Source organism: Xanthobacter flavus, assembly GCF_017875275.1.
Lineage (GTDB): Bacteria > Pseudomonadota > Alphaproteobacteria > Rhizobiales > Xanthobacteraceae > Xanthobacter > Xanthobacter flavus_A.
Genome location: NZ_JAGGML010000001.1, coordinates 3486245 through 3512662, shown reverse-complemented (window position 1 = coordinate 3512662; position 26418 = coordinate 3486245). Strand labels below are relative to the sequence as shown.

The following is a 26418-nucleotide window of genomic DNA, read 5'->3' as shown; positions in this document are numbered from 1 at the left end:
GGTATTCGCGGCCCTTGGCGCTACCGCCGAGGCCGGATCACGACAGGCCGGCGATGAAGCCGTCCGGCATGACGAAGATGTCCTGCGCGGCCGGCGCAGAGGGCAGGCCCGGCATGGTCATGATGTCGCCGGCGAGCGCCACCACGAAGCCCGCACCGGCCGACAGGCGCACCTCGCGGATGGGCAAAGTGTGACCGGTGGGCGCGTTGCGCGCGGTGGGATCGGCGGAGAAGGAATACTGCGTCTTCGCCATGCACACGGGCAGGTCGCCGAAGCCCGCCAGCTCGTATTCCTTGAGCTTCGCCGTCGCGGTGGAGGAGAAATCCACCCGCTCCGCGCGATAGATCTCGCGGGCGATGGTCTCGATCTTGTCCTTCAGCGGAAGCGCGGAGGGATAGAGAAACTCGAACTTCGGACGGCGCGCGAGCAGGTCGCGGACGGCGCGGGCGAGATCGAGCGCGCCCTCCCCGCCCCTGGCCCAGTGGCCGCAGGGGATGACATCGACGCCCTCGTGAGCGAGGGCCGCGCGCACTGCCTCCAGTTCCTCGATCGTGTCGCCGGTGAAATGGTTCAGCGCGACCACCACAGGCAGGCCGAACTTCCGGAGGTTTTCCACATGGCGCCGGAGATTGCCGCAGCCGAGCGTCACCGCTGCCGGGTCCGGCGAGCCGAGTTCCTTGAGCGCCACGCCGCCGTGCATCTTGAGCGCACGCACGGTCGCGACCACCACCGCGGCCGAGGGCACGAGGCCGGCCTGGCGGCACTTGATGTCGAGGAACTTCTCCGCGCCGAGGTCGGCGCCGAAGCCGGCTTCGGTCACCACCACGTCGGCAAGGCCGAGCGCGGTGCGCGTCGCCATCACCGAATTGCAGCCGTGGGCGATGTTCGCGAAGGGGCCGCCATGGACGAAGGCGGGCGTGCCTTCCAGTGTCTGCACGAGATTCGGCTGGAAGGCGTCCTTCAGCAGCGCCACCATGGAGCCGACGCCGCCCAGTTCCTCCGCCCGCACCATGCGGCGGCCGCGGGTCTGGCCGATGATCATGCGCGAGAGCCGGGCTTCGAGATCGGAGAGGCTGTCGGCGAGGCACAGGATGGCCATCACCTCGCTCGCCACCGTGATGTCGAAGCCGTCCTCTCGGGGATAGCCGTTGGCCGGGCCGCCGAGACCGATGGTGATCTGGCGCAGCGCCCGGTCGTTGAGGTCCATCACCCGCCGCCAGCTGATGCGCCGGGCGTCGAGATCGAGGGCATTGCCCCAGTGGATGTGGTTGTCGATCAGCGCCGAAAGCAAATTGTGCGCGGCGGTGATGGCGTGAAGATCGCCGGTGAAATGCAGGTTGATGTCCTGCATGGGGATGATCTGCGCCCGCCCACCGCCGGTGGCACCGCCCTTGGCGCCGAACACCGGGCCGAGAGAGGGCTCGCGCAGGCAAACGGCGGTGCTGACGCCGAGCTGCGAGAGCGCATCGCCGAGGCCGATGGTGGTGGTGGTCTTGCCCTCGCCCGCCGGCGTCGGGTTGATGGCGGTGACGAGCACCAATTGCCCGCGCGTCCGCGATTCGGCCTCGGCCACGAAATCGAGGCTGATCTTCCCCTTGTGCGGGCCGTAGCGATAGAGCGCGTCCGCCGGAATGCCGAGACGGGCCGCCACCTCTTCTATGGGTAGCGGCGTGACGCTCGCGGCGATGGCCGCATCGGATGTGGGATCGAGCGGTCGAGCGCTTCTGTCATGCATGGAAGGGTCCCCGGACGGGCGCCGACCCTAGCGGCTCGGCCCGCGGCTGAAAAGCGCGGACCGGGCAAAATTGCGCTGCCCCGGCTCTGGGCCGAGGCTTGGTTGTGCAGCTTTCGGGCGCTTGAGGCGGCCTCAGCCGCCCTTCTGCTGCTCTTCGGCCTTGCGGACCGGTGCCGGCTGGTCAACCGAATCGAGGCCCTTGTCGATCTTCTGCACGATCTTGGCGAGGTCGTCGGGATCGGGCTTCAGGTCGCGAGCGTGGTTCCACTGGAAGCCGGCCTCAAGCCTGCGGCCCACCTTCCAATAGGCGTCACCGAGATGGTCGTTGATGACCGGGTCCTGCGGCATCAGCTCGATGGCGCGCTCCAGCTGCACCACGGCGTCGTCGTAGCGGCCGAGCCGGTAATAGGCCCAGCCCAGGCTGTCCACGATGGGGCCGTCGTCGGGCCGCAGCTTCACCGCCTTGCGGATCATGTCCAGGCCCTGGTCCAGGTTGATGCCCTGGTCCACCCACGAATAGCCGAGATAGTTCAGCACGTGGGGCTGGTCGGGATTGAGCTCCAGCGCCTTCTTCAGGTCCGCCTCGGCGGCCGGCCAGTTCTTCGAGCGCTCGTTGCAGACGCCGCGGAAGTAGAACAGCGCCCAGTTTCCGCGCGTGGGCTGGGGGATAAGGGCGATCGCCTTGGAATAGGTGTCCGCGCACTCGGAGAACATCTTGCGCGTCTGCTGGATCTTGCCGAGCGCGATGATGGCCTCGATGTCCTTGGGATCGGCCGCGATCATCTTGTCCAGCTGGGCGCGGGCCTCCTTGTAATGGTCGGTCGCGTCGAGGTTGACCGCCAGCTGCACCTGCGCGTTGCGCTTCAGGGGCGAGGAATCCGGGACGGTCTCATAGACTTCGATGGCCTTCGCCGGCTGCTTCAGCTGCTCGTAGAGATCGGCGAGCGTCAGGCTGGCGAACGGATGCTCGGGATAGAGCCAGATGGCGAGCTGGAGATAGACGAGGGCGAGGTCCTCGCCCCCCTGCCGGCCGAGCGTCGCGCCGAGGCCGTAGAGCACCTCGGACGAGCCCTCCTGCGCCGTCTTCACCAGCGGCGGCAGCTGCTTGCCGGCCTTCAGTTCCTTGATGGCCGCGAGCACGATGGGGTGGTTCGGCAACTGCTTGTCGAACGCGGCATAGGCCGCGAGCGCCGCCTCGGTATTGTCGTTGCGCGAGGCCCAGCGGGCATAGGCATCAATGGCGCGCAAGGAGCCGGGATCGGCCTTCATGGCCGCTTCCAGCCGCCGCCCGGCCTCCTTCTTCTGCCCGGCGGCGTCGAGGATGAGGCCGGCGTGCAGTTCCTTCATGGGCGCGTACCAGTCCGGCCCCTCCAGCCGGTCGATCAGCTCCACCGCGCCTTTGGTGTTGCCGGAGCCGAAGAAGGTCCAGGCCGCCAGCAGCGTGGCGGTGAGATCGCCGATGGGGCCGCGCACCGACAGAGCGAGGTTGGTGCGGGCGGTCTGGTAATGGGCTTTCTTGATGGAGCGCACGGCGAGCGCGAGGCGGGCGACGCGGTGGGTGCGGTCGATCTTCACCAGCCGGTCGGCGAGCTTCATCGCGTCGTCGATCTGGCCGTCCATGAGCATCGCGAAGAAAGTCCGCTCCAGAATCTCCTCGTTGCGCGCGTCGAGCTTCATCAGGTTGCGGAGGTAGACGACCGCCGCGTCCTGGTCGCGCTCCGTGCTCGCCAGACGCGCGGCGAGGTAATTTCCCGCGAGCGAGGTGTCGAAATCAGGCACGGCCTCGGCCCGGGCGAGGCCCGGCGACAGAGTGAGCACCGCAGCAAGGCCGGCCGCCAGGGCCGCGGAGAAGGTGGGGCGTCTTGTCGTCACCGATGATCTGTCCTGAAAGCCGGGCCCTGCGGGCGATGAACGCGAAATCCAAGCGGGGCGAGATGGCGTGAGGATGGCGGCTTTCCTGTGGCACCGCAAGTTACGTGGGAGTCACGAACCGCCGGTGTTCGCGGGGGCAGGTTGCGGCGGCGTGTGCGGCGCGGCATAAGCCGGCCATGGAAACCTTGCGCACGCGCGCCCCGGCGAAGATCAACCTGACCTTGCGCATCGTCCGGCGGCGCACGGATGGGTTTCACGATCTCGCGAGTCTGGCGGCCTTTTCCGGCGCCGCCGACCTCCTCTCGCTCTCGCCTGACGCCACGCTTTCGCTCGCCGTCAAAGGGCGCACCGCAGCCGCGGCGGGGCCGGATGCCGACAATCTGGTGCTGCGCGCGGCCCGCGCCTTCGCCGCCGAGGTGCCTGGGGCCCGGCTCGGCGCCTTCCTGCTGGAAAAGCGGCTCCCGGTGGCAGCGGGGCTCGGCGGCGGCTCGTCCGATGCGGCCGCCGCGCTGCGGCTGCTGGCCCGGCTCAACGGCCTCGCCAACGACGATCCGCGCCTGTTCGCCGCAGCCCGGGCCACGGGCTCGGACGTTCCGGTGTGCCTCGATCCGCGCGCGCGGCTGATGGAAGGGGTCGGCGATGTGCTCTCCCCGCCCCTCGCCTTGCCGCCGCTCGCCGCGGTGCTGGTGAATTGCGGGGTGGCGGTGCCTACCGCCTCCGTCTTCCGCCAGCTCGGCCTTGCGCCGGGCGCGGCGTTCGAGGGGCCGGCGCTGCCCGCCGTTCTGCCGGGGGATCGCGGCCCGCTCATCGCCGCCATCGCCGCAGTGCCCAATGATCTGGAGCCTCCGGCCGTGGCGGTGGCGCCCCAGATCGCCCAGGTGATCGACACCCTCTCCGCCCAGCCGGAAGCGCGGCTGGTGCGCATGTCCGGTTCGGGCGCCACCGTGTTCGCGCTCACGGATGACTGCCGCGCTGCCGCTGCGCTGGCACGGCGGGTGCTTGCGCAAGAACCTGGCTGGTGGGTGAAGTCCACCATCCTGCGGTGATGAATCCGGAGAGGTGAATGCCATGGCCTTGCCGCTGCCGACCCTCGTCGCGTTTGTGGCGGCGGCCCTGTGCGAGATCGCCGGCTGCTTCGCCTTCTGGCAGGTGGTCCGCCACGGCGTGACGCCGCTCTGGCTGCTTGCGGGGCTCGCGAGCCTCGCGGCCTTCGCCTACGCCTTGACTTTCGTGGAGGCGGAGGCGGCGGGCCGCGCCTTCGCCGCCTATGGCGGCATCTACATCATCGCGTCTCTGGCGTGGCTGTGGAGCGTCGAGGGCGTCCGGCCGGACCGCTGGGACGCAGCCGGTGCCCTTCTCTGCCTCGCCGGGGCGGCGCTGATCGTGTTCGGTCCGCGCGGGTGATCCTCAGGCCGGATCGGGCGGCGGGGCTGTACCCGGCGCCGACGCGCTTTTCTCCCGTGCCAACAGGCGCTGGTAGACCCAGCCCATGGCCACCAGCACCAGCCCGAGCCCGATGAAGGAGACCGCGCGCAGGACGCCCTCCAGATCCGCCATGTCGGAGAGGAAGACCTTCAGCACGGTGGCCACCATCACCGCCGCCGAGGCGAGGCGCAGCGCGCGCGAGCCGCGCCACAGGCCGAGGGCCAGCAGCACCATGCCGAACACCAGCCACGCCGCCGACCACGCATACCATTCGGCGGAGGAGATGGCGTCGCCGGACAACACCGGCCCCTGGAACAGGCGGCTGACCTCCAGCGTGACATAAGCGAAGGCCAGCACCCCGGCGATCACCCGTGCCACGGTCCGCACCCGGGGCCGGGTCGCGGGCTGGGTCGCGGCGAAGGCGACCGCGAGGCCGGCCGGGAGCGCGTACGCGATGAGAAGGTCGTTGAATACCGGCCCGCCAACCGCTTCCTCCGTCGCGAACGGGTTGGTCTCGATGAGGCCGTTGAGGGCGCAGACGGTCGCCGCGGCCGCGACGATATCCGAGAACAGCCGGTAGAAGCCGCGTCCGGTGACATTGGCGAGGCGCGACAGGCCCACGGCGTAGGCGCCGTAGACGACTGCCAGCAGCCCGGTTTCGAACAGCCGCGTGCCGACCGCATAGATATCGCCGCCATGGGCGAGATGGCGCACCTCGGTGGCCGCCAGCAGCATGGCGAAGATGAGGGCAAGGCACTCATGCACCCGCCGCGCCCAGTCGTCCTTCCCCCTGGCGAGGAACCAGGCCGCCCCGGCGAAGGCGAGGGCCGGCACGCCATAGCCCCAGAGCAGCCAGTTGAAGATGGGTGTCTGGCCCGGCTCGACGGCGATGGTGGGCAGCCAGGCGATGCGCGAGAGCACCACGACGCCGAGCATCGCCGAGAACTGCCGCAAGCCCGGCAGCGGCCGGATGGTGGAGACCCAGGCGACGCCGCAGGCCGCGAGCGCGAGGCTCACCGTGAGCCAGCCCTTCTCCAGCGCGAAGGTGAGCGCCAGCGCCAGGCTCACCACGCCGGCCGCCGCGAACACGGTGGCGGCATGGGTGCGCGCGGCGTTCAGCAGCCGCTCGGCGCCAAGGGTGAAGAGCAAGGCCAGCGCCAGCGCGAGCGCCGCAAAGGGCAGGCTGCGCTCCAGCTCGGTGAGGCGCGCATAGGCGGCGATGAGCATCAGCACCGGGCCGACCGTTGCCGTCACCGCCCAGCCGAGCACGGTGCGGCTGCGCCCGCCCCGCAAGGCGCCGAGCGCGCCGGCCGACAGCATCAGCGCGCCCATGGCGAAGGCGAAGACCATGAAATGTCCGATGGAAAGACGATCTGGCTCTGCCACCGCGCCCGCCATGGGGCCGGCGGGAGCGAGAGTGGATCCCGCATCGGGCGGGAACACCCATTGGGTGAGGATGGCCGGCGCCAGCAGGGCCACGGCGAAGGTGGCGAAGGTCATCGGACGCACCCGCCATGCGAGCGCGAGCACGCCCACGGCGCCGACGACGAACACCGCCAGCGGCCCGGCGGCGACATGTCCGTCCACCGCCGCAGCCGCCATCACGGCGAGCGCGCCCACCGCGCCGAGGATGGAGATCGGCTCCGGCCGCTCCCCCGCCTCCGGACCCCACAGGAGGCCCGGCGCGAGCAGCACGGCGGTGAGCACCAGCAGCACGAGGCCGAGCGCGCCGGACGCCGTCACCGCCTGCGGCACCTCGAAGGCAATCAGCGTGAGACCCCAGGCCACCATGCCGGCGATGGCGAGGAGCGCGAGCCCCCGCCATCGGCGGATGCGCGCGACGCCCATCGCGCTCGCCCCCACCACCGCGATCAGCAGGGCCACGCCCCAGGCGTTCGGCGAGCTGGTGGTGACGAGAAATGGCGTCAGCGCCGCGCCGACGAAGCCCAGCGCGCCCAACGCCGGGCCGTGCAGGAGCGCGGCCAGCAAGGTGGCGACGCCGGTGGCGGCGAGCAGCAGGAAGGCGGCCTGCGGCGGAATGAGGTGGTAGAGCTCATAGGCCGCGAAGATGCTGCCGAAGGCAGTCATGGTCCCGGCAGCGGTGAGAATGCTCGGCACGTCCGGCACCAGCCCGCGCAGGCTGGTGATGGGCGCGGCCGGGTCCTTCCCCTCGCGCCGGCGCAACCATTCGCCGGCACCGAGCAGGAACAGCGCGAGCAGCAGACCGAGGCTGACGCGCAGCCCGGGACCGATCAGATCCTGCTCCACCGCGAAGCGCACGAGAAAGACGCCACCCAGCGCCAGAGCGAGGCCGCCGACCCACACCGCCCATCGCGCGCCGACCTTCTCCTCGAAACCGGCCAGCCGCTCCTTGAGCTTGGCAGGGTCGATGGTGGGGCGTGAGGGCGGGACGGGCGGCTCAACCGATTCTCGGGCGGGCTGCGGCAGCGCGGGCGGCGCCTCGCCGCCCTCCGCGACCGGCGCGGGGGGCTCTGGCGGCCGCGCGAGACGGGCCAGCGGACTTTCCTTCATCTGCGGCCCGGCGGCCGGAGGCATGGGGGTCCAGTTCGGCGAAGGGGCCGCAGAAAGGGCTGCGGGCGCAAGCCCCGCATGGGCCTCCAGCGCCGCCACCCGCGCTTCCAGCACCCGGATGCGCCCCCGGCTGCGCAACGCCACGATGAAGCCAACGAGGGCCATCACCGGAAAGGCGAGAACCACCAGAACGAGAAGCGCCCACTCATCCATCGCGACCAGCCCGGTTGCAACCCCGGAGCAAGCCTAGCGGCAGCGTCGCGCCGTGGCTAGACACCTCCGGCTAAGTGCAAATGGCAAAAAGAAAATCAGGCTGGACCATGGCGGTAGGATGGCGCCTCCATCCGCCGTTCAGGCGGCGAGGAAGGCGAGGCGCGGATCGGTGCGTCCCGGCGCGATCTCGATGATCTCGGCCGCCACCACGCCTTCGACGACGAACGGATCTTCCGCCACCCGCGCCTCCACCTCGGCACGGGACGAGGCGGTGGCGAGGATGGCGCCGCCAGCCTTCGGCTCGATACCGCCCGCAAGCAGGAAGCGCCCCTCCTCGAAGCCTTTCCGGAGCCATGCATTGTGCCCCTCCATCAGGCGCGGGGCGGCGGCACGGTTGGCGGCGAAGCGCAGCAGGACGATGAACATGGTTCCCCCTCGTGTGTTCAGGCGTGGGCGGCGGGACGCCGATGGGCGGCAACGAAGCCACGCATCTCGGCAACCTCGGCGTCGATGAAGGCTTCATCGCCGATGGAACTGGCGAGCGTCGCCACCCCCTGACTGCGGGCGAGAAGATGCATGGCGAGGCGGTCGGCCTCAGCCTCCCCGTGCCCCAGGTCGCGGAACTGCCGGGCCAGCCAGTTGCGGAACAGGGCGAAGAGCCGCGCGGCGTCGGCGCCCGCCGCATGATCGAGCTTCGCCAGCTCGTTGCACAGCGTGCCCACGGGACAGCCGAAGCGCATGATCTTGGCGCGGTTGGCGACGAGGATGCCGATGAAGCTGAGGATGCGCGCCTCGGCATCCTCCCCCTCCCCGTCCCACTGTGCGAGGAGCGTTTCGGTCCGCTCCAGGCGCAGCGCGATCACGGCCGAGAGGATCTCGTCCTTGCTCTTGAAATGATAATAGAAATTGCCGCGCGACAGCTTCACCGCCGCGGCGATGTCGGCGAACGAGGTGGAGGCGAAGCCGTTCTCGTAGAAGAGGCGGTCCGCCGCCTCGACGATGGCGGCGCGGGTGTCGGTCGCGGCCATGAGTAGCCTTAGGTCAAATGTCCTAAATTCAGAGTTAGGACGATTGACCTAGGCGCGTCAAGTGCCAGGGGCCTAGTCCTCGCGGAAGCGGTTGGTGATGGGATAGCGGCGGTCGCGGCCGAAGTTGCGGCCGGTCACCTTCACGCCCGGTGCGGCCTGACGGCGCTTGTACTCGGCGCCGGCCAGCAGGCGCGCGATCCGGGCGACGAGGGCGGCATCGAAGCCGTCGGCGACGATCTCGTCCACCGGGCTTTCGCCCTCCACCAGCCGGGCGAGGACGGTGTCGAGCACGCCGTAGGGCGCCAGCGCCGCCTCGTCCGTCTGGTCCTCGCGCAGTTCGGCGCTTGGGGGCTTCTCGATGACGCGCTCGGGAATGACGACGCCATCGGGGCCCAGCGCGTCCGCTGGTTTCCAGCTGTTGCGCAGGCGGGCGAGGCGCACGACCTCCGTCTTGTAGAGGTCCTTGATCGGGTTGAACCCGCCGTTCATGTCGCCATAAAGCGTGGCGTAGCCGGTGGACATCTCCGATTTGTTGCCCGTGGTCACCACCATGGCGCCGAACTTGTTGGAGACGGACATGAGCAGCGTCCCGCGCACGCGGGCCTGCAGGTTCTCCTCCGTCACGTCGCGCGCGACGCCCTCGAACAAGGGCGCCAGCACCTGTTCCAGCCCCTCCACCGCAGGGCCGATGGGCACGACCTCGTAACCCACGCCCAGGGCCTCGGCCACGGCGGCGGCATCGGCGAGGCTTTCGGGCGAGGTGAAGCGATACGGCAGCATCAGGCAGCGCACCCGCTCCGGCCCGAGGGCGTCCACCGCCATGGCCGCGCACAAGGCAGAATCGATACCGCCGGAGAGGCCCAGCACCACACCCGGAAAACCGTTCTTGTTCACATAGTCCCTGAGGCCGAGCACGCAGGCGGCATAGTCGGCCGCATCGCCCTGGAGGGGCTCGACCAGATTGCCGCCGACGCAACGCCAGCCATCCTCGAAGCGCCGCCATCTGGTGACACGCACGCGCTCGACAAAGCTCGGGAACTGCAGTGCGGGGAAACGGTCGGCGTTGAGGACGAAGGAGGCGCCGTCGAACACCAGCTCGTCCTGCCCGCCGACCTGGTTGACGTAGAGCAGCGGCAGCTTGCTTTCCACCACGCGGGCGACCGCGATGTTCTCGCGCTCGGCATAGACCGAGCGGCGATAGGGCGAACCGTTGGGCACGATGAGGATTTCCGCGCCCGTCTCGGCGAGGCATTCCACCACGTCCGCCCCCCAGATGTCCTCGCAGACGGGCACCCCGAGGCGCACGCCCCTGAACGGGATCGGGCCGGGCATCGGGCCGGCGGCGAACACGCGTTTCTCGTCGAACACGCCGTAATTTGGCAGGTCCACCTTGTGCCGCACGGCGGAGACCCTGCCACCTTCCAACAGCAGCACGGAATTGTAGAGCAGCCCTCCCTCCACCCACGGCGCGCCGATGAGCACGGCGGCGCCGCTGACGGTCTCCGCCGCGAGGGCCTCGACGGCCTCCCGGCAGGCCGCGAGAAAGGCGGGCTTCAGCACCAGATCCTCGGCCGGGTAGCCGGCGATGAACAGCTCGGGAAAGACCACGAGATCCGCCCCAGACGCGCCCGCGCTCTCCCGCGTGCGGCGGGCGATGGCGAGATTTCCGGAGACATCGCCCACGGTGGGGTTGAGCTGGGCGATGGCGATGCGCAAGGTATCGGCGGGTTCGGTCATGTGCGGGATGTAGCCCCGCCTCGCATAAGGCGAAAGGGCAAGAAACCAGCAAGCGCCCGTTCTGCCTCATCAATCAGCACTGCGCCGCGCGCACCGGTATCCGGACCACGCCGGCCAAGCCCAAGCCGGCCGAAAACATCATGCGGCGGGCGAATGTCGGCCCCCGGGCGCGCTACAGCCCCAGCCGGCTCCACATGGCACGTTCCTCCACCGCCGCGGCGGCGCCCAGCGCCGCCTCCCGGGCGAGGGCTCCGGCAAAGCCCGTGGGGCGCTTCAGCAGGAAGCCCGTGGCGCCCTGCACCAGCTTCAGGGTCACGTCCGTGCCGTAGCGCGCCTTCAGGATGCCGCGCACGTCGCCGAGGCCGTCCACGAGGCCGAGCCCGGCGGCCTGCGTCCCCAGCCAGAACTCGCCGGAGAACAGGGTCTCGTCATCGCCCGTCAACGCATCGCCGCGACGCGATTTCACGAGATCGGCGAATACGGTGTGGAGTTCCTTGAGCAACTGGTCGAGCCGCTCCACGTCCTCCGGCTGGGTGGGACGGAAGGGGTCCAGCGTCACCTTCCGCTCGCCGGCGGTGTAGACGCGCCGCTCGATGCCCAGCTTCTCGATGGCCTTGTCGAAGCCGAAGCCCGCCGTCACCACGCCGATGGAGCCGACGATGGAGCAGGGATCGGCGAAGATCTCGTCGGCGGCGCAGGCGATCATGTAGCCGCCCGAGGCCGCCGCATCCTCGATGAAGGCGAAGACGTGTTTTTCCTTCTCCTCCGCCAGCGCGCGGATGCGGCGGAAGATGAGATGCGACTGAACCGGAGAGCCGCCCGGCGAATTGATGAGCAGCGCCACGGCGGGCGCCTCCTTCATGGCGAAGGCCTTCTCCAGCGCCTGCGCCGTGCTGGCGAGCGACATGCTGCGCGAGAAGGGCGAGGCCATGCCGATGGCGCCGGACAGCCGCACCACCGGCACCACGGGCGCATCCGAGCGCCATTTTCTGGGAAGGAAACCGCGGGCGCGGCGCGACAGGGAGGAAAGAAATTCGGCCATGCCCGAGATGTAGGGACTCCGCATGGCGCCCTCAAGGCGCCAGGCAAAAGCAAAGGCCGGCGCCCTCAAGGCGCCACGTTGCGGCAAAGGCCGGCGCCTCAAGGCGCTACGGCCCGTGAATGGATGGCGCCCTGTAGCGCCTCAGCCGAGCGCGGCCCCGTCCCGCAACACCGCCTCGGCCTGCGGCGTCGGTGTTCCGTCCGCCTCCGAAAGGACAAGGCCGGGCAGGATCGACGGGGGCGTGCGCCGCCCCTTCACCGCCCGCACCAGCAGCCGCACCGCCGGCCGGTCCGCGCGCGGGTACACCGGCAAAATCTCCACTGCCCCGAACCCCCGCGACAACACCGCAAGAATGTCCCCCAGCGCCTCGGGGCGATGGATGAGACAGATCATCCCCTTCGCGCCAAGGCAGCGGTCGGCTGCGCGGGTCCAGTCGGCGAGGAGGGCGGCATCGGCCATGTGCGCGCGGGCGCGGGCGGCGTCGGGGGACGTGCGGTGGCGGGCGTCGGCATTGAAGGGGGGATTCGCGAGCACGAGGTCGGCCGCGCCCAATTCGGGCACCGGCGGGCCGGAAGGCCGGGCAAGGGACGCGACATCCCCCGTCACCACCCGCGCCCGGGCGCCGAAGCCGTTCAGAGCAGCATTCTCGCCTGCCAGAGCGGCGAGGGCGGGATCGATCTCCACCAGCGTCGCGCGCGCGTCCGGAACGCGGGCGAGAAAGGCGAGGCCGGCGCTCCCCACGCCCGTTCCGAAATCCACCACGACGCGGCGGTCGGCCGGCGCGAAGGCTGCGAGGAGCAGGGCATCGTGGCCAACCCGATGGCCGGAAACCATCTGTCGCAACGTCAGCCTGCCGCCGAGCACGCTGTCTGTGGACAGCAGGTTCGCCTCAGTCGCCATCGCGCAGGGCCGCGCCGAATCCCGCTTCCTGCAAAAGGCGGCGGGCGCGCGGCACATCCTCGTCCACAATCAGCAGGCGGCGGGGGGAAAACGCCGATGGAGCCTTCCAGGACGCTCATGTGGGCATCCGCGACCATGTGACCGATATCGGCCGCCGTCAGCAGCGCCTCGATGGCGCCGAGCAGCACAAGATCGTTGGTCCGCACCATCTCCTGCATCGTACAGACCTCCGATTGCGGCGACCGGCGCACCCGCTGCAACCGATGGCGATCTGCCAAAGCTTGCACGGAACCCGTCCGCATCCCTATGGTGCGCCCCAAAGATTGACAAGCGGGAGCGTTTCTTGGCCGTCGTCCTTCCGTTCGAGCCTAACGAGCCGTCGCTCGAGGCGCTGGTCGCCTTGGTGAAGGCGGACATGGAGCGCGTCAACGCCGTGATCCTGGCGCGGACGGGTTCCGACGTGGCCATGATTCCCGAGGTGGCGAACCACCTCATCTCGTCCGGCGGCAAGCGGCTGCGGCCCATGCTGACGCTCGCCTGCGCCGCGCTCGCCGGCTATCGGGGCGAAGGCCATGTGAAGCTCGCCGCCTCCGTGGAGTTCATGCACACCGCGACCCTCCTCCATGACGACGTGGTGGACGAGAGCGACATGCGGCGCGGCAAGCTCGCCGCCCGCAAGCTCTGGGGCAACGAGGCGAGCGTTCTGGTGGGCGATTTCCTGCTCGGGCAGGCGTTCAAGATGATGGTGGAGGTGGGCTCCATGACCTGCCTCGACATCCTCTCCACCGCTGCCTGCGTCATCGCCGAGGGCGAGGTGATGCAGCTCGCCGCCGCCAAGAACACCGCCACCTCCGAGGACGATTACCTCGCCGTCATCCGCGGCAAGACCGCCGAGCTGTTCGCCGCCGCCTGCGAGGTGGGCGCGGTGCTCGCGCAGCGGCCGAAGGCCGAGCAGGCCGCCTGCCGCTCCTATGGCATGAACCTCGGCATCGCCTTCCAGCTGGTGGACGACGCCCTCGACTACGGGGGCTCCCAGGCCAAGCTCGGCAAGAACGTGGGCGACGATTTCCGGGAGGGGAAGATCACCCTGCCGGTGCTGCTCGCCTTCCGGCGCGGCGACGAGAAGGAACGCGCCTTCTGGCAGCGCTGCCTCGAGAATGGCGAGGCGGGTGATGCGGACCTGGATCAGGCCATCGGCCTCATGACCAAGCATCGCGCTATCGCCGACACGGTGGAGCGCGCGCGCCACTACGGCGCCATCGCCAAGGACGCCCTCGCCCTCTTCCCGGCCGGCCCGGCCAAGGCCGCGCTCATCGAGGCGGTGGACTTCTGCCTGTCCCGCGCCCACTGACGCGGCACATCGCATGACAAAGGCCGGCCCCTTGCGGAGCCGGCCTTTTTGTTGAGCCCTGAAGATCAGGCCTGGATCAGGCGACCGCGGCACGGCGGGTGGGCAGGAGCGCGGCGGGCTTCACCGCGAAGGCGCCCTCACCGGACAGCGCCAGAACGATCTGGCCCACCACGAGGAAAGCCGGATATTCCCAGCCGCCGCCCGGGGCGGAGAACACCCAGCCGTTGGGCAGGTGATAGCTGAGCGCGCCGAGCATCACGGGGATCAGGAGGATGGCGACCTGCCGGGCGTAGACGCCGCCGATGAGCAGGAGACCGCCGACGATCTCGATGGCGATGAAGGGAATGGCGAGGGCGCCGGGCACACCCATCTTGCTGGAGAGGAAGCCGGCGAAGCCGGGGACGGTGAACACGAAGATCTTCATCAGGCCGTGCGACAGCCACATGATGCCGAGGGCGAGGCGGAGGATGAAGAGGCCGTAGGGAGCGGTGCGGGTATCGACCATGGGAGTGAACTCCGGCTTAAGGTGGCACCACATCTAGCTTTCACTCTCATGCACGGCCATACTCATCAAATCCTGATCGAGTTTGCATCTGTGCAAATCACTTTCCCGAGGGTCGCCGCTCCATGATTCCGTGGGACGATTTCCGGCTGGTCCGGGCCATCGCCGAAACCGGCTCCCTGGCCGGCGCCGCTGAGCAATTGGCCGTCAACCATTCCACCGTTTTCCGCCGCCTTGGTACGCTGGAGCAGCAATTGGGCGCCCGGCTGTTCGAACGGGCGCGCGCCGGCTACGTGCCGACCCCCATGGGCGAGGAAATGGTGCGCCTCGCCGAGCACATGGCGGACGAGGTGCTGGCGGTGGAGCGCCGCATTACCGGACAGGACCTGCGGCCGTCCGGTGAACTGCGCGTGACCACCAACGACACGCTGCTGGTCCACATGCTCACGCCCATCTTCGCTTCCTTCCGGCAGGCCTATCCGGAAATCCGGCTGGACGTGGTGATCTCCAACCAGTCGCTCAGCCTGTCCAAGCGCGACGCGGATGTGGCCATCCGTGCCAGCGACCGGCCGGGCGACACGCTGGTGGGGCGGCGCATGGCGTCCATCGCGTGGGGCATCTACGGCAGCGCGGCGCACGACATCGCGGGCCCACTCGAACCGGCGGATTTCAGGCGCCACGACTGGATCGGCTTCTCCGACAATCTTGGTGCCATCAAGCCCGCCAAATGGCTGCGCGAGCGGGTGGGCGACGAGAAGATCATCTATCGGGTGAACACCGTGCTCGGCCTTGCCGAAGCGGCGGCGGCGGGGATGGGGCTGGCGCTGCTGCCCTGCTTCATCGCGGCCGTCACGCCCGGCCTCGTCCAGCTGATGGGGCGGCAGAACGAGCTGGAATCAGGTCTGTGGCTGCTCACCCACCCCGACATCAAGGCCACGGCGCGGGTGCGCACCTTCATGGAGCACGCGGGCCGGGAGATCGGCAAGCTCAGGGGGCGGATCGAGGGGGTCGAGGACCAGCCCGCGGCGGCCGCGGGCTGAGGGAGCAGCGATCAGTCCGCCGCGGCTTCCGTGGTGCGCTTGGACTTGGAGCGGCGCGAGGCCACCTGCTGGCCGTCGCCGCTGGTGCCCACGAACTCGCACCACATGGTCTGGATGCCGGCGAGCGAGCCACGGAAGGAATTCTGACCGGTCTTCACCAGATCGAAGCAGGGCTCGAAGGTCATGCCCTTCACGAAGCCGCAGACGTTCTCGCCACGCACGCGCAGCGTGTTGGGCGGCAGGCGCACGAAGCGCGGCGGCGCCTCGCGCAGAGTGATCATGCCGGCGACGGAGCCGTCCGCATAAACGCGTCCGGCGCCCTTGGAGCCCTCGAAGCAGGTGAACGAGAAGGTGCGGCCGACCACGAAGTCGCGCGCCTGATCGGCGGTGAGCTGCTGGGCGGCGGCGGGCGCCGCCACAAGGGCGGCGGGGAGGAGTGCGGCAAAGCCCAAGGCCGCGATGACAATGCTGCGCATGGCTTGTTCGCGTTTATCCATTTGATCTTCGCTCACGTTGCGCAGACACCACCGGCCGTTGTCAATAGCAGGAACAGCTAGGGAACACCGGCGCCGTGCGCACGATGCCGAATCTTCCGGCACCGTGCTCTGAGAGTCGCGCTCATACGGTTACCGGCCGATGAACAGGACGTTCCCTTATGGGCAGATTGATGGCCGCCGAGGCAAAGGACAGTGCGACAGACAGCCACCAGAGCCAGTCGTAGCTCTTGGTCGCCTCATAGATCTCGCCGCCCAGATAGACCCCCAGGAAGCCGCCCACCTGGTGGGAGAAGAAGGCGAAGCCATAGAGCATGGCCATGTAGCGCGTGCCGAACATGAGCATCACGAGGCCCGAGGTCGGCGGCACGGTGGAGAGCCACAGGAAGCCCATGGCGGCGCCGAACACGTAGCAGCTCGTCGCCGTGATCGGGGACAGGATGAACGCCGCGATGGCGATGCCCCGTCCGGCATAGATGAGCGACAGCAGCACCTTGCGCGACATGCGGTTGGAGAGGTAGCCGGCGGTCAGCGAGCCGAGGATGTTGAACAGTCCGATCAGCGCCAGCGTGTAGGCGCCCACCGACAGGCTCATGCCCTTGTCGACCAGGAAGGCCGGCATGTGGACGGTGACAAAGGCGAGCTGGAAGCCGCAGGTGAAGAAGCCGAGCACCAGCAACACATAGCTCGGATGCCGGAGCGCCTCGCTCAGTGCCGCGCCGATGGTCTGCTGGGGGGGCTGGGCGCTGCCGGCTCCCGTTGGCGGCGCCGCGCGTGTGGCCAGCGCCAGAGAGAAGGGCAGCACGATGAGCAGAGAGGCGCCGAACACGAGCAGCGTCTCGTGCCAGCCGATGGTGTCCATCAGCCCACGGGTGAGCGGCGGGAACAGGAACTGGCCGAAGGAGCCGGCCGCGGTCGCAAGACCGAAGCCGAGCGACTTCCACTCGTTCGGCAGCAGCTTGCCGAACGCCGCGAGCACCAGATTGAACGAGGCAGCCGAAAGGCCGAAGCCGATCAGCACGCCGGCGGACAGATGCAGCAGGCCGGGCGTGGTCGCATAGGCCATCAGCACGAGGCCGGCGGCGTAGATGAGCGCACCGCAGCACAGCACCCGGACCGTTCCGAAGCGATCGGCCAGCGCGCCGGCAAACGGTGAGCCGACGCCCCAAAGCAGGTTCTGGATGGCCACGGCGAAGCCGAACACGTCCCGGCCCCAGCCGAACTCCTGCGACATGGGCAGCAGGAACAGGCCGAAAACCGAGCGCGGGCCGAAGGTGACCAACGCCACCGCCGATCCGGCGATGAGAATGAGGATGGCAGGCACGGCGCCGCTGCGGCCGGAGGCGGCGGGCGGGGAGGACGGGGCGGACATCGGGGTCGTCTCGCTGAGGGGGATGCACAGGGGATGTGCATGTTGCCCCATTCTACGAGCAGCCCCGGTCCTTTGGAAAATCAATAATCGTCAACGGGTCCATGAGCCGCTCTCATGAATCAGCTCAATGATACCGCCACTTTCCTGGAGAGCAGAGCGGCCCCCGCCGCCCCGCCTCCCCCGGGAACCGAATGCCGGTCAGCCGCGGCGCGGGCCGTCGGCGTTGGGGCCGCCGTGCGGGCCGCCATGGGGACCGTGGTGCCAGCCGCCCATTCCGCCACCCATGCCCCGGAACTGCTGGCGCAGCACCATGTTGAGGCGCTGCTTCTGCCCCGCGTCGAGGGTCTTGTAGAGCGGGTCCGCCGCATCCGCGATCTTGCGCAGGTCGGCCGCGCGGGCGTCCATGCGATCCGCGGCGGTGCGCATGCGGGCGATGGGATCGACGGGCGTGCCGGCCTGCCGCGCCTCGCGGGCGGCCTTGCGGTCGGCGCCCATCTGCTCGCGGCGCTGGGCCGCGTCCTTGGCCACGGACTTCAGGGTCTGCTCGACGCCCGGCCACAGCTTCTCCTGGTCCGGCGTCAGCTTCAGCGCGGTCTTGAGCGCGACGATGCGGGCATCGGTGAGGATGGCGCGATCCTCGGCGGTCGGCTGCCAGCGGTGCGGCGCGTCCCCCGCCGGCGCGGTGTTGGCGGCATAGGTTGCCGCGGAACCGGCGATCAGGGCAGCGGCGGTTGCGGCGAAAAGAGCACGTTTCATGTCGTGGGTCCTCCTTCAGGGACGAGCAAAGCATCCCCCCGGACCCCACTCCCAGCAACTTAAACTTCGGTAATAGACATCTTGATACAACTCGTTGCAAATAGATATTTCGCGCTACACCGCCGCAACGACACCCATATCATGCCACGACTTTTAGGCAACGCCTTCCGGCCCCGAAAGTATTTTTGCCTCAAGACTTGAAATATCTGACACATCGCGCGCATAGCCGCGCCGTTCCATTTCGCACCGCCATGCGCCGGGTCCCCCCGAGATGCGATAGAGGCAATAGCCGCCCGCGCCGCGATCATCCTGCGGACCGGCCGAGGCGGAGGGCACGCCCACCACGGGAATACGGCCGACGGCGGACGGGATATAGCCCAGCGATGCGCGGTGGTCGTGGCCGTGCAGCACCAGTTCCGCCCCCGCCTGCGCCAGCACCGCGCGCACCTCTTCCGCATCGCGCAGGTCGCGGTGGAAGGGGCGTTCGCCGACGGGCGGATGGTGGATCATCACCACCCGGAACAGCCCTTCCGCCTTCAGTTTCTGCAGCAGCGCCGAGAGCCGGCCGAGCTGGGCCCGCCCCGCCTTGCCGCTGGCGAGGAACACCGCCGTGGGTATGGCGGTGGAAACGCCCACGATCGCCAATTCGCCCCGCCGCCGGACATAGGGAAACGAATCCACGTCCACCGGCGTGTGGGGATGGCTGTCGTCGCCGGCGAGGAAGGGCGCCCAATGCTCCAGGTGATAGTGCATGGCCGAGCGCACGTAGGCATCGTGATTGCCCGGCACCACGCTCACCCGGTCGGGCGTTCCCAGGGAGGAGAGGAAGGTGGCGCCGGTGTCGAACTCGGCCGGCAGGCTCACGTTCACGAGGTCGCCGGTGACGCAGATGTGGTCCGGCTGCTGGGCCAGGAGATCGGCGGTCAGCGGGGCCAGCGTCGAGGCTCCGAAATTGCGCCGCCGCGCGCCGATCCAGTTCATCATCCCGAAGAAGCGCTTGCCCAGAAGCTCGGAGACGCGGGCCTCCGGAATCGGGCCGAGGTGCGGGTCGGAGAGATGGGCAATCACGGGCATGGAGCGGACCTTGATGCGGCGGGGAAGCAGCAGGGGTGCGGCAGGAACGCGGCGCTTATAGCAGATCGCGCCGCAACCGCGCCGGTTCCCGTTTGCGATGCGGCAAGGCGCGCAGGCCGCGGCCGGTTGATGTTGCCGAAGGCATCCCGCACCCTGCATGCTGCAATGCGTCGATGTCCTCAGGCCAATCGCGAGTTTCGTCCGTGCGTCACGTCTTTGTCCTTCTGCTTGTCGTGCTCGTCCTGTCCCCCGCCCTCGTGCGGCGGGCCCATGCCGCCCAGGTGGCGGTGCGCGGTGCCGATATCCTGGTGGATGGCAAGCCCTTCATGCCCCTCGGCGCCAGCGGCGAGACGCGCTTTTCCGAGCTGAAGGCACTGGGCGCCAACACCATCCGCACCTACGGGCAGGAGCCGGGCGAAATTCTCGATGCCGCGCAGCGGGCGGGGCTGAAGGTGATCGTGGGCTTCTGGCTCGCCCATCCGCGCCTCGGCTTCAATTATGCCGACAGGGCGGCCGTGACGGCCCAGCTGGAGGCGCTGCGCCATATGGTGGAGCGCTATCGCACCCACCCCGCGCTGCTGATGTGGGGCATCGGCAACGAGGTGGAGGTCGAGCTTTCCCCGGAAGAGGCGCAGGCTGTGTGGCCTGCCATCGAGGAGGCGGCCAGGCTGGTGAAGACGCTGGATAGCCAGCACCCGACCATGGCCGCGCTTGCCGAGGTCGGCCAGGACAAGGCGGCGATCCTGAAGCGCCATGCGCCGAGCATCGATGTGCTCGGCATCAACGGCTATGGCGACGGCCTGCTCACCTCGGCCGGCCGGGCACGGGCGCAGGGCTGGACCGGCCCGATCATCCTCACCGAACTGGGCGCGCAGGGCCATTGGGACGCACCGAAGGCGCCGTGGGGCGCGCCCATGGAGCCGACCTCCTCAGAGAAGGCGACCCGCGTGCGCCGCTACCTGATGGCAGCCAAGCAGGCCGGCGTCGGCGCCATGCCCTTCCTGTGGGGCCAGAAACAGGAGGTGACGCCCTCCTATTATTCGTTGCTGCTGCCCAGCGGCGAGTGGACCGAGACGGTGGAAGTGATGTCCGATCTATGGGGCGGGAAGGTGCCCGGCGGTCCCAACCGGGCGCCGCGCATCCTCGGGCTCTCCCTCGTCGGCCCCGCCCGCTTCCCGACCGATGGGCAGACCCTCGTGCGCCTCTCCGCCACCGATCCCGATGGCGACCCGCTGAAGGCCGAATGGCAGATCATGACCGAGACCACCGCCCGCAGCGTCGGCGGCGATCCCGAGCCGGTGCCGCCGAGCTTCCCGCAGGGGCTGCACGATCCCGCGCCCACTGGCGTGCGCATCTTCGGCCTGCCGCCCGGCCGCTACCGCGTGTTCGTCACCCTGCGCGACGGGCGCGGCGCGGCGGCCACCGGAAACATCCCTTTCGAGGTCCAGTAGCGCATTTTTTCATCACGCCTTTTCAGCACGGCATTTTGCGGAGGATTTCATGCCCAGGATCGATCGTCTTCTGGTGGGAGAGGCCCTGGTGGGCGACGGCAACGAGGTGGCCCACATCGACCTCATCATGGGGCCGCGCGGCTCCTCGGCCGAGATCGCCTTCGTCAACGCCCTCACCAACAACAAGGACGGCTTCACCGGCCTGCTCGCCGTCGTCGAGCCCAATCTGATGGTGAAGCCCGCCACCGTTCTGTTCAACAAGGTGACGATCAAGGATGCCCGCCAGGCGGTCCAGATGTTCGGGCCGGCGCAATATGCCGTCGCCAAGGCGGTGGCCGATTGCGTGGCGGACGGCCTCATCCCCATGGAGGAGGCCGACGACATCTTCATCTGCGTGGGAGTCTTCATCCACTGGGATGCCAGCGACGATGCGCGCATCCAGGCCTTCAACCACGAGGCGACCCGCCTCGCCATCACCCGGGCCATCGGCGGCACGCCGAGCCCAGTGGAGGCCGTGACGCGCCGCGACACGGCGCGTCATCCGCTGGCGGTGGACTGAGCGCCACAGGGCAGCGCTCGAAAGGCCGGAGCGCAGCCGGCGGCGCGCTACTGGCCGCCGTCCGTGGTTTCCCGCGAGAGGTCGAAGGCAAGGCCTCGCGCGAACCAGGCGCCCGTGCCGGCGATCGCAGCGCCAGCAAGAAAGGCCAATGCCGGCCAATGGGCCGCGGCGAGGCACAGCCCCACCAGCAGGCCGGAGAACGAACAGCCCATGGCCACGATCATGACCGCGGCGCGCTCCCGGGCGCCGGCATCAGCCGCCGCCATGCCGTGTGTCGCGAATTGCCCGATCGAGCCCCCCCGCAGGGCCGACAGAGGGCGGGCGCGACCGGCCCCTCATTTGAAATCCCACGATATTCCTCCCGCGCCGCCGACTGTCCGGCGGTCATTTGAAACGAGAGTAAAGCAGAAAAGCTTCGTCTCTTCATCAGGCGGAAGCGCTGCTGGCTAATTTTTTCTCGCCTTATCGTCATTGCACTGCAGCGAAGGGGCAAGATGTGACCGGAAAGTGAGCACCAATACGCCGGCAGCGAGCACGATGCCGGCCAGCGCCAGGAAGCCGGCATCGAACCGCCCCGTGGCCTCGCGCACGAACCCCACCAGATAGGGCCCCGCGAAGCCGCCGAGGTTACCCACCGAATTGATCAGCGCGATGCCGGCGGCAGCCGCTGTGCCGCGCAGGAATTGCGGCGGCACCGACCAGAACGGCCCCAGCGCCGCATAGATGCCCATGGAGGCCAGCGAGATGGCGGCGATGGCGGTCATGTGGCTGGGCGCGACGACGCTCGCGGCGAGGCCCGCTGCGCCGACAAGGGCCGGCACCGCGACATGCAGCACCCGTTCCCCACGCCAGTCGCTGTGCCGTCCCACGGCGAGCATGGCGACCGCGCTCAGGGCATAGGGGATGATGAGGATCAGCCCCACCTCATGGGTGGAATAGCCCATGGCGCGGACGATCTGCGGCAGCCAGAGCCCGATGCCATAGAGCCCCACCACCAGCCCGAGATAGACAAGGCAGAGCACGACGACCCGCCCGTCCTTCAGCGCCGGCAGCCACGCCTCGTGGGTGCCGGCGGGATGGGCCGCCAGATGCGCCGCATCGTGGATCGCATGGTCGGCGGCAAGGCGCGCGGCGATAGCGGCCTTCTCCTCCGTCGTCAGCCAGCGGGCGTCGCCCGGTCCATCCGGCAGCAGGGCCAGCACCACGAGGCCGAGCACGACTGCCGGGAGGCCCTCGATGATGAACAGCCACTGCCAGCCGGCAAGGCCGAGCAGGCCGTGCGTATCCAGAATCCAGGCCGAGAGCGGTGCCCCGAGCGCGCTGGAGATGGGGACCGCCGCCATGAACAGGGCGACGTAACGCGCCCGGACCGAGAGCGGGAACCAGTAGCCGAGATAGAGGATCATGCCCGGCAGGAAGCCCGCCTCGGCTGCCCCGAGCAGGAAGCGGGCGATGAAGAAGCCGGTCGCACCCGTCACGAACGCGGTGGCCGCCGAGATCAGGCCCCAGGTGACCATGATGCGGCAGATCCACAGGCGCGCGCCGACCTTCTGCAGCACGAGGTTGCTCGGCACCTCGAACAGGAAATAGCCGAGGAAGAAGATGCCCGCGCCCCAGCCATAGACCTCCGGCGAGAAGCCGAGGTCGGCATTCATGGTCAGGGCCGCGAAACCGACATTCACCCGGTCGAGGAAGCTGACCACATAGAGCACCATCATCAGCGGGATGAGCCGCCGGACCGCCTTGGCGAAGGCGCGCGCCTCCACTGTCTGCTGCTGCGCCACCACCCATCTCCCCCGCCTTTGTGCGGTTTGTGGGGGCGGGCGGCGCGGGCGTCAACCGCGGGGCGGAGGGGGCACGAGCGACAGGGTGCGCCGCGCGATGGGGCCAGTTCGCGCCCGTCTCCCCACCGCAGCCGCAAGCGGCGCTCCAGCGGCCAGGCCGCATCTGAAAGTCCGAAGCATTGCCGACGCGGCGCGAGGCCGCACCGCCTGCGGCGAATGGGAATATTGATCCAGATCAAAGGTCCGGTGAAGGTTCGGCCCGTTCCGCAGTGCGGGACGAGCCTGGATACACGTCACCGGACCCTGCCCCATGCGAACCGCCACGCGCGCCGTGCTTCATGTTCCCCTTTTCGGCTGGCTTCTGCGCGATGCCATTTACGGCCTGCCCGACGCCAAGTATTTCTTCATCGCGAACATGGTGTTCGCCTTCGGCTACCTGACCTATTTCTTCGGCTACGCCTTCATCATCATCTACGCGCTGACGGCGACCGCGCTGGCGATGACCGCGCTCGTCGTCCTCACCGCGTCGGACCTTCTCGCCACCATGGCGAAGCGCAAGGCGGCCCGGCTCGCCCGAGGGCGCTGAGACGCCGCGCGCGGGCAGCAGCCCTCAGTTTCCGCCCCAGCGCCAGCGCATGTAGTCCACCGCGAAGGGCGCCATGGCGGGGGTGAGGTCGGCTTCGCTTTTCACAACAGCCACATCCGCGAGTTCCGGCTGTGCCTCGCGGGCGAGGAAGGCGCGGATGTGCCGGGCCAGTTCCTCGGCCGGGGCGTCGAAGACGAGGCGGCCCATGAGGGCGATGCGCGGCCCGTCGAACAGGCCGGTGAAGCCCTCGTCACGCAGGATATCCGCGGGCGAGAGCCCGGTTTCCTCGGTCAGCTCGCGCAGCATGGAGGCGTGGAGGTCCACGCGACTGTCCGGCGTGATGTCGGACGGGTCGGGCGTGCCGCCGGGAAAATAGATGCGGCCGGCGGACGCCGTGTGCGGCCCCATGACGCCCAGCACGAAGCCGCCGTCCGAGCCTTCGATGGCGGCAAGGGCGAAGGCGTTGACCATGCCCTCGTCCTTCCAGCCCTGATCGCGCCAGAAGGTGAAGGCGGCAAAATCGCTCTGGCGGAAAGCACCCGAGAGCACACCGTCCGAAAATCCATGGCGGGAGAGCAGCAGGATCGGCCCGTTCCACAGATGGGGATTATCGGCCGCCCGGCGGGCGAAATGCGCCTCGATCTCGGCCCGACGCGGCTCCATCTCGCTCCAGCCGCCGGGCTCGAACACCAAATCCAGCCGATGGACCGGCGCGATGCGCCGGCCCTCGGTCCAGTCCTGCCCCCAGCCGCCGCTCACGCGGCCGCGTCTTTCAGTGTCGGGTAGTCGATATAGCCCTTGGCGCCGCCGCCATAGAGCGTGTCACGGTCCACCTCGTTGAGCGACGCGTCGCGGCGCAGGCGCTCCACGAGGTCGGGATTGGCGATGAAGGGCTTGCCGAAGGCGACGAGGTCGGCCTTGCCATCCGCCAGCACGCTGTTGGCGAGGGCGAGGTCGTAGCCGTTGTTCACCATCCAGGCGCCGCTGTAGCGCTTGCGCAGCTCCTCGAAGGAGAAGTCCGGCGCCACGTCGCGCGGGCCGCCGGTGGCGCCCTCCACCACGTGGATATAGACCGGGTGGCGCTTCTCCAGCTCGTCGATCACGTAATTGAAGAGGGCCTGCGGGCTGCTCTCCGAGACGCCGTTGGCCGGCGAGACGGGGGAGAGGCGCAGGCCGGTGCGGGCGGCGCCGATCTCGGCGATGATGGCGTCCATCACCTCCAGCAGGAAGCGGGTGCGGTTCTCGATGGAGCCGCCATAGGCGTCGGTGCGCTGGTTGGCGCCGTCCTTCAGGAACTGGTCGATGAGGTAGCCGTTGGCGCCATGTACCTCCACGCCGTCAAAGCCGGCCTTGATGGCGTTGGCGGCGGCGCGACGGTAATCCTCGATGATGCCGGGGATCTCGGACAGCTCCAGCGCGCGCGGCGCCGAGGTCTCGGCGAAACCGTTGTTCACGAAGGTTTTGGTGGCCGCGGTGAGGGCGGACGGCGCCACGGGTGCGCCGCCGTTGGGCTGCAGCGAGGTGTGGGAGACGCGGCCCACGTGCCACAGCTGGATGAAGATGCGCCCGCCCTTGGCGTGGACCGCATCGGTCACTTTCTTCCAGCCTTCGACCTGGGCGTCGGTATAGATGCCGGGGGTATCCTGATAGCCCTGTCCCTGCTGGGAAATCTGCGAGGCCTCGGTGATGAGGAGGCCGGCGTCAGCCCGCATGGAATAATATTGCGGGGCAAGCTCGCTCGGCACGAAGCCGGCGGCGGCGCGGTTGCGCGTCAGCGGCGCCATGACGATGCGGTTGGGCAGCGTCAGGTCGCCAAGGCGGAAGGTGTCGAACAGGGATGTCGCGCTCATGAAGGAAAGTCCTCTGGCTTGGGGCCGGGGTGCTGCGATGCGGCAGACATAGGCGCGATGAAGCCACAGCCAAGCCCGGGGCGCCGGTCGGCATCGTGAATTGTTTCAATGCCACCTATTGGCGATGCTCAAATATGGCGCCTTACCCATTGGCGTCTTTCAAATATGCAGCACGCCCTCGGCGATCACCACCGCCCCGCCGCCAATGGTGGCGCCGGTGACCTGGCCGCCTTTCACGGTGAAGCCGAGATCGACCCGGCTCGGCCGGCCCATCTCGAAGCCCTGGTCGATGCGCACCTTGTGGTGGCCGTCCACCCGGTTTTCAGCATCGAGCAGCACCCAGGGGAAGGCGGCGGCAGCGGCGCCGGTGGCGGGGTCCTCCTCCGTGCCGAGGCCGGGGGAGAACATGCGGGCGCGGAAGTCGGCGTCGCCCTCCTCGTCCAGCGTGTAGAGGTAGAGCGCCTCGCCAAAGCCGCCGAGGGAAGCGATGAAGGCCGCCTCGTCCGGCCGGGCGCGAGCGAGGGCCGTCAGATCGGCCAGCGGCACGAACAGGAAGGGCACGCCGGCGTTGGCCACGATGGGCCGGTGGGCGTCGAATCCGATGTCCCCCTCGTCGAGGTTCAGCGCCTCGGCGCAGGCGGCCCGGGAGATGTCCACCTCCTCGATCTCGCCCTTGCGCGGCGCGGTGAACACCGCCGAGCCCTTGCGCGCCCCGGCCGCCGTGGCGCCCTGCGCCGCCACCTCGCAGGTGATGGTGCCGATGGTCTCCTCGATCCGCAGGGTGCCCGAGGCGAGCTTGTCCTCCAGCGCGAGCAGCACGGCGGCGCCGACGGTGGGATGGCCGGCGAACGGCATCTCGTGGGCAACGGTGAAGATGCGGATGCGGGCGCGGTTCGCCTTGTTCTTCGGCGGCAGCACAAAGACCGTCTCGGAGACGTTGAACTCCCTCGCGATCTGCTGCATGGCCGCGTCGTCGAGCCCCTGGGCATCGAGCACCACGGCGAGCGGATTGCCGCCGAAGGGGCGGGTGGTGAACACGTCCAGGGTCACGTACCGGCGCGGCATTTCAGCTCTCGAACACTACAAGAGCACCCGCGCCCCCACGCCGGCCTCTT

Annotated in this window: 26 protein-coding genes; 7 read left to right on the top strand and 19 right to left on the bottom strand. The window is 69.1% G+C overall.

Features of this window, described 5'->3' with window-relative positions; translation table 11 throughout:
* Positions 1-37: 37 nt before the first annotated feature.
* Positions 38-1735 (bottom strand): formate--tetrahydrofolate ligase, encoded by a 1698-nt coding sequence (locus J2126_RS16655; protein WP_209488002.1) that lies wholly within the window; start codon positions 1733-1735, stop codon positions 38-40.
* A gap of 132 nt (positions 1736-1867) precedes the next feature.
* Entirely contained in the window at positions 1868-3607 is a 1740-nt protein-coding gene (locus tag J2126_RS16650) for a tetratricopeptide repeat protein (RefSeq protein ID WP_209488001.1), read from the bottom strand.
* A 176-nt stretch (positions 3608-3783) separates the two neighbouring features.
* On the opposite strand from J2126_RS16650, the gene J2126_RS16645 reads away from it, so the two are divergent.
* A complete protein-coding gene (locus tag J2126_RS16645) occupies positions 3784-4653 on the top strand; it encodes a 4-(cytidine 5'-diphospho)-2-C-methyl-D-erythritol kinase (protein WP_209488000.1) in 870 nt (289 codons plus the stop codon).
* A 22-nt stretch (positions 4654-4675) separates the two neighbouring features.
* On the top strand, positions 4676-5011 hold the full coding sequence (locus J2126_RS16640; protein WP_209487999.1) for a YnfA family protein: 336 nt from the start codon (positions 4676-4678) through the stop codon (positions 5009-5011).
* A 3-nt stretch (positions 5012-5014) separates the two neighbouring features.
* On the opposite strand, the gene J2126_RS16635 is transcribed toward J2126_RS16640, so the two are convergent.
* From J2126_RS16635 to J2126_RS16605, 7 genes are all read right to left on the bottom strand, one after another.
* Positions 5015-7777 (bottom strand): DUF2339 domain-containing protein, encoded by a 2763-nt coding sequence (locus J2126_RS16635; RefSeq protein WP_209487998.1) that lies wholly within the window; start codon positions 7775-7777, stop codon positions 5015-5017.
* Between the two features lie 138 nt (positions 7778-7915).
* Positions 7916-8203 carry a YciI family protein gene (locus tag J2126_RS16630; RefSeq protein WP_209487997.1) on the bottom strand — a complete coding sequence of 96 codons (288 nt, stop codon included), beginning with the start codon at positions 8201-8203 and terminating at the stop codon, positions 7916-7918.
* A 17-nt stretch (positions 8204-8220) separates the two neighbouring features.
* Positions 8221-8805: a TetR/AcrR family transcriptional regulator gene (locus J2126_RS16625; RefSeq protein ID WP_209487996.1), complete on the bottom strand. Its 585-nt coding sequence runs from the start codon at positions 8803-8805 to the stop codon at positions 8221-8223.
* A 72-nt stretch (positions 8806-8877) separates the two neighbouring features.
* Positions 8878-10542: an NAD+ synthase gene (locus tag J2126_RS16620; protein ID WP_209487995.1), complete on the bottom strand. Its 1665-nt coding sequence runs from the start codon at positions 10540-10542 to the stop codon at positions 8878-8880.
* Between the two features lie 172 nt (positions 10543-10714).
* A complete protein-coding gene (locus J2126_RS16615; RefSeq protein WP_394113765.1) occupies positions 10715-11608 on the bottom strand; it encodes a S49 family peptidase in 894 nt (297 codons plus the stop codon).
* 117 nt (positions 11609-11725) lie between these two features.
* Positions 11726-12484: a tRNA1(Val) (adenine(37)-N6)-methyltransferase gene (locus tag J2126_RS16610; RefSeq protein ID WP_209487994.1), complete on the bottom strand. Its 759-nt coding sequence runs from the start codon at positions 12482-12484 to the stop codon at positions 11726-11728.
* Positions 12430-12693, bottom strand: coding sequence for a DUF2007 domain-containing protein (locus J2126_RS16605; protein WP_432445351.1), 264 nt, complete (start codon positions 12691-12693; stop codon positions 12430-12432). Before J2126_RS16605 ends, J2126_RS16610 begins: the two co-directional genes overlap by 55 nt.
* Positions 12694-12827: 134 nt before the next feature.
* On the opposite strand from J2126_RS16605, the gene J2126_RS16600 reads away from it, so the two are divergent.
* Positions 12828-13835, top strand: a complete 1008-nt coding sequence (locus tag J2126_RS16600) for a polyprenyl synthetase family protein (RefSeq protein WP_209487993.1) — start codon at positions 12828-12830, stop codon at positions 13833-13835.
* A gap of 76 nt (positions 13836-13911) precedes the next feature.
* Here J2126_RS16600 and J2126_RS16595 read toward each other — a convergent pair whose 3' ends face one another.
* Positions 13912-14340 carry a DoxX family protein gene (locus J2126_RS16595; protein ID WP_209487992.1) on the bottom strand — a complete coding sequence of 143 codons (429 nt, stop codon included), beginning with the start codon at positions 14338-14340 and terminating at the stop codon, positions 13912-13914.
* 122 nt (positions 14341-14462) lie between these two features.
* Between J2126_RS16595 and J2126_RS16590 the strand changes: the two genes are divergently transcribed.
* A complete protein-coding gene (locus J2126_RS16590) occupies positions 14463-15377 on the top strand; it encodes a LysR family transcriptional regulator (protein ID WP_209487991.1) in 915 nt (304 codons plus the stop codon).
* Between the two features lie 11 nt (positions 15378-15388).
* On the opposite strand, the gene J2126_RS16585 is transcribed toward J2126_RS16590, so the two are convergent.
* From J2126_RS16585 to J2126_RS16570, 4 genes are all read right to left on the bottom strand, one after another.
* A complete protein-coding gene (locus J2126_RS16585) occupies positions 15389-15853 on the bottom strand; it encodes a hypothetical protein (protein ID WP_209487990.1) in 465 nt (154 codons plus the stop codon).
* 142 nt (positions 15854-15995) lie between these two features.
* Positions 15996-17243, bottom strand: coding sequence for an MFS transporter (locus tag J2126_RS16580; protein WP_209487989.1), 1248 nt, complete (start codon positions 17241-17243; stop codon positions 15996-15998).
* Positions 17244-17441: 198 nt separating this feature from the next.
* Entirely contained in the window at positions 17442-17999 is a 558-nt protein-coding gene (locus J2126_RS16575) for a Spy/CpxP family protein refolding chaperone (protein WP_209487988.1), read from the bottom strand.
* Between the two features lie 153 nt (positions 18000-18152).
* Positions 18153-19073, bottom strand: a complete 921-nt coding sequence (locus J2126_RS16570) for a metallophosphoesterase family protein (protein ID WP_209487987.1) — start codon at positions 19071-19073, stop codon at positions 18153-18155.
* A 203-nt stretch (positions 19074-19276) separates the two neighbouring features.
* Between J2126_RS16570 and J2126_RS16565 the strand changes: the two genes are divergently transcribed.
* Both J2126_RS16565 and fae read left to right on the top strand, forming a co-directional pair.
* The gene (locus J2126_RS16565; RefSeq protein ID WP_209487986.1) at positions 19277-20524 is read left to right on the top strand and encodes a glycoside hydrolase family 2 TIM barrel-domain containing protein; all 1248 of its coding nucleotides are present in this window, start codon (positions 19277-19279) and stop codon (positions 20522-20524) included.
* Positions 20525-20573: 49 nt separating this feature from the next.
* Positions 20574-21083 (top strand): formaldehyde-activating enzyme, encoded by a 510-nt coding sequence (gene fae / locus J2126_RS16560; RefSeq protein WP_209487985.1) that lies wholly within the window; start codon positions 20574-20576, stop codon positions 21081-21083.
* A gap of 47 nt (positions 21084-21130) precedes the next feature.
* Here the strand turns inward: fae and J2126_RS16555 are convergent, their stop codons facing one another.
* Positions 21131-21349, bottom strand: a complete 219-nt coding sequence (locus J2126_RS16555; protein ID WP_209487984.1) for a hypothetical protein — start codon at positions 21347-21349, stop codon at positions 21131-21133.
* A 180-nt stretch (positions 21350-21529) separates the two neighbouring features.
* Positions 21530-22867 carry an MFS transporter gene (locus J2126_RS16550; RefSeq protein ID WP_348634323.1) on the bottom strand — a complete coding sequence of 446 codons (1338 nt, stop codon included), beginning with the start codon at positions 22865-22867 and terminating at the stop codon, positions 21530-21532.
* A 310-nt stretch (positions 22868-23177) separates the two neighbouring features.
* Between J2126_RS16550 and J2126_RS16545 the strand changes: the two genes are divergently transcribed.
* On the top strand, positions 23178-23453 hold the full coding sequence (locus J2126_RS16545; protein ID WP_209487983.1) for a hypothetical protein: 276 nt from the start codon (positions 23178-23180) through the stop codon (positions 23451-23453).
* Positions 23454-23477: 24 nt separating this feature from the next.
* Here J2126_RS16545 and J2126_RS16540 read toward each other — a convergent pair whose 3' ends face one another.
* The 3 genes from J2126_RS16540 to J2126_RS16530 form a co-directional block, all read right to left on the bottom strand.
* Positions 23478-24212 carry an NUDIX hydrolase gene (locus J2126_RS16540; protein WP_209487982.1) on the bottom strand — a complete coding sequence of 245 codons (735 nt, stop codon included), beginning with the start codon at positions 24210-24212 and terminating at the stop codon, positions 23478-23480.
* Entirely contained in the window at positions 24209-25303 is a 1095-nt protein-coding gene (locus J2126_RS16535; protein WP_209487981.1) for an alkene reductase, read from the bottom strand. Before J2126_RS16535 ends, J2126_RS16540 begins: the two co-directional genes overlap by 4 nt.
* A 159-nt stretch (positions 25304-25462) precedes the next feature.
* On the bottom strand, positions 25463-26368 hold the full coding sequence (locus tag J2126_RS16530) for a PhzF family phenazine biosynthesis protein (RefSeq protein WP_209487980.1): 906 nt from the start codon (positions 26366-26368) through the stop codon (positions 25463-25465).
* Positions 26369-26418 lie beyond the last annotated feature (50 nt).

Bases quoted from the DNA above. Each gene is read 5' to 3' on its own strand.
- J2126_RS16655 (WP_209488002.1), bottom strand. From the start codon at position 1,735: ATGCATGACAGAAGCGCTCGACCGCTCGATCCCACATCCGATGCGGCC.
- J2126_RS16645 (WP_209488000.1), top strand. From the start codon at position 3,784: ATGGAAACCTTGCGCACGCGCGCCCCGGCGAAGATCAACCTGACCTTG.
- J2126_RS16640 (WP_209487999.1), top strand. From the start codon at position 4,676: ATGGCCTTGCCGCTGCCGACCCTCGTCGCGTTTGTGGCGGCGGCCCTG.
- J2126_RS16635 (WP_209487998.1), bottom strand. From the start codon at position 7,777: ATGGATGAGTGGGCGCTTCTCGTTCTGGTGGTTCTCGCCTTTCCGGTG.
- J2126_RS16630 (WP_209487997.1), bottom strand. From the start codon at position 8,203: ATGTTCATCGTCCTGCTGCGCTTCGCCGCCAACCGTGCCGCCGCCCCG.
- J2126_RS16625 (WP_209487996.1), bottom strand. From the start codon at position 8,805: ATGGCCGCGACCGACACCCGCGCCGCCATCGTCGAGGCGGCGGACCGC.
- J2126_RS16620 (WP_209487995.1), bottom strand. From the start codon at position 10,542: ATGACCGAACCCGCCGATACCTTGCGCATCGCCATCGCCCAGCTCAAC.
- J2126_RS16615 (WP_394113765.1), bottom strand. From the start codon at position 11,608: ATGCGGAGTCCCTACATCTCGGGCATGGCCGAATTTCTTTCCTCCCTG.
- J2126_RS16610 (WP_209487994.1), bottom strand. From the start codon at position 12,484: ATGGCGACTGAGGCGAACCTGCTGTCCACAGACAGCGTGCTCGGCGGC.
- J2126_RS16605 (WP_432445351.1), bottom strand. From the start codon at position 12,693: ATGGTGCGGACCAACGATCTTGTGCTGCTCGGCGCCATCGAGGCGCTG.
- J2126_RS16595 (WP_209487992.1), bottom strand. From the start codon at position 14,340: ATGGTCGATACCCGCACCGCTCCCTACGGCCTCTTCATCCTCCGCCTC.
- J2126_RS16590 (WP_209487991.1), top strand. From the start codon at position 14,463: ATGATTCCGTGGGACGATTTCCGGCTGGTCCGGGCCATCGCCGAAACC.
- J2126_RS16585 (WP_209487990.1), bottom strand. From the start codon at position 15,853: ATGCGCAGCATTGTCATCGCGGCCTTGGGCTTTGCCGCACTCCTCCCC.
- J2126_RS16580 (WP_209487989.1), bottom strand. From the start codon at position 17,243: ATGTCCGCCCCGTCCTCCCCGCCCGCCGCCTCCGGCCGCAGCGGCGCC.
- J2126_RS16575 (WP_209487988.1), bottom strand. From the start codon at position 17,999: ATGAAACGTGCTCTTTTCGCCGCAACCGCCGCTGCCCTGATCGCCGGT.
- J2126_RS16570 (WP_209487987.1), bottom strand. From the start codon at position 19,073: ATGCCCGTGATTGCCCATCTCTCCGACCCGCACCTCGGCCCGATTCCG.
- fae (WP_209487985.1), top strand. From the start codon at position 20,574: ATGCCCAGGATCGATCGTCTTCTGGTGGGAGAGGCCCTGGTGGGCGAC.
- J2126_RS16555 (WP_209487984.1), bottom strand. From the start codon at position 21,349: ATGGCGGCGGCTGATGCCGGCGCCCGGGAGCGCGCCGCGGTCATGATC.
- J2126_RS16545 (WP_209487983.1), top strand. From the start codon at position 23,178: ATGCGAACCGCCACGCGCGCCGTGCTTCATGTTCCCCTTTTCGGCTGG.
- J2126_RS16535 (WP_209487981.1), bottom strand. From the start codon at position 25,303: ATGAGCGCGACATCCCTGTTCGACACCTTCCGCCTTGGCGACCTGACG.
- J2126_RS16530 (WP_209487980.1), bottom strand. From the start codon at position 26,368: ATGCCGCGCCGGTACGTGACCCTGGACGTGTTCACCACCCGCCCCTTC.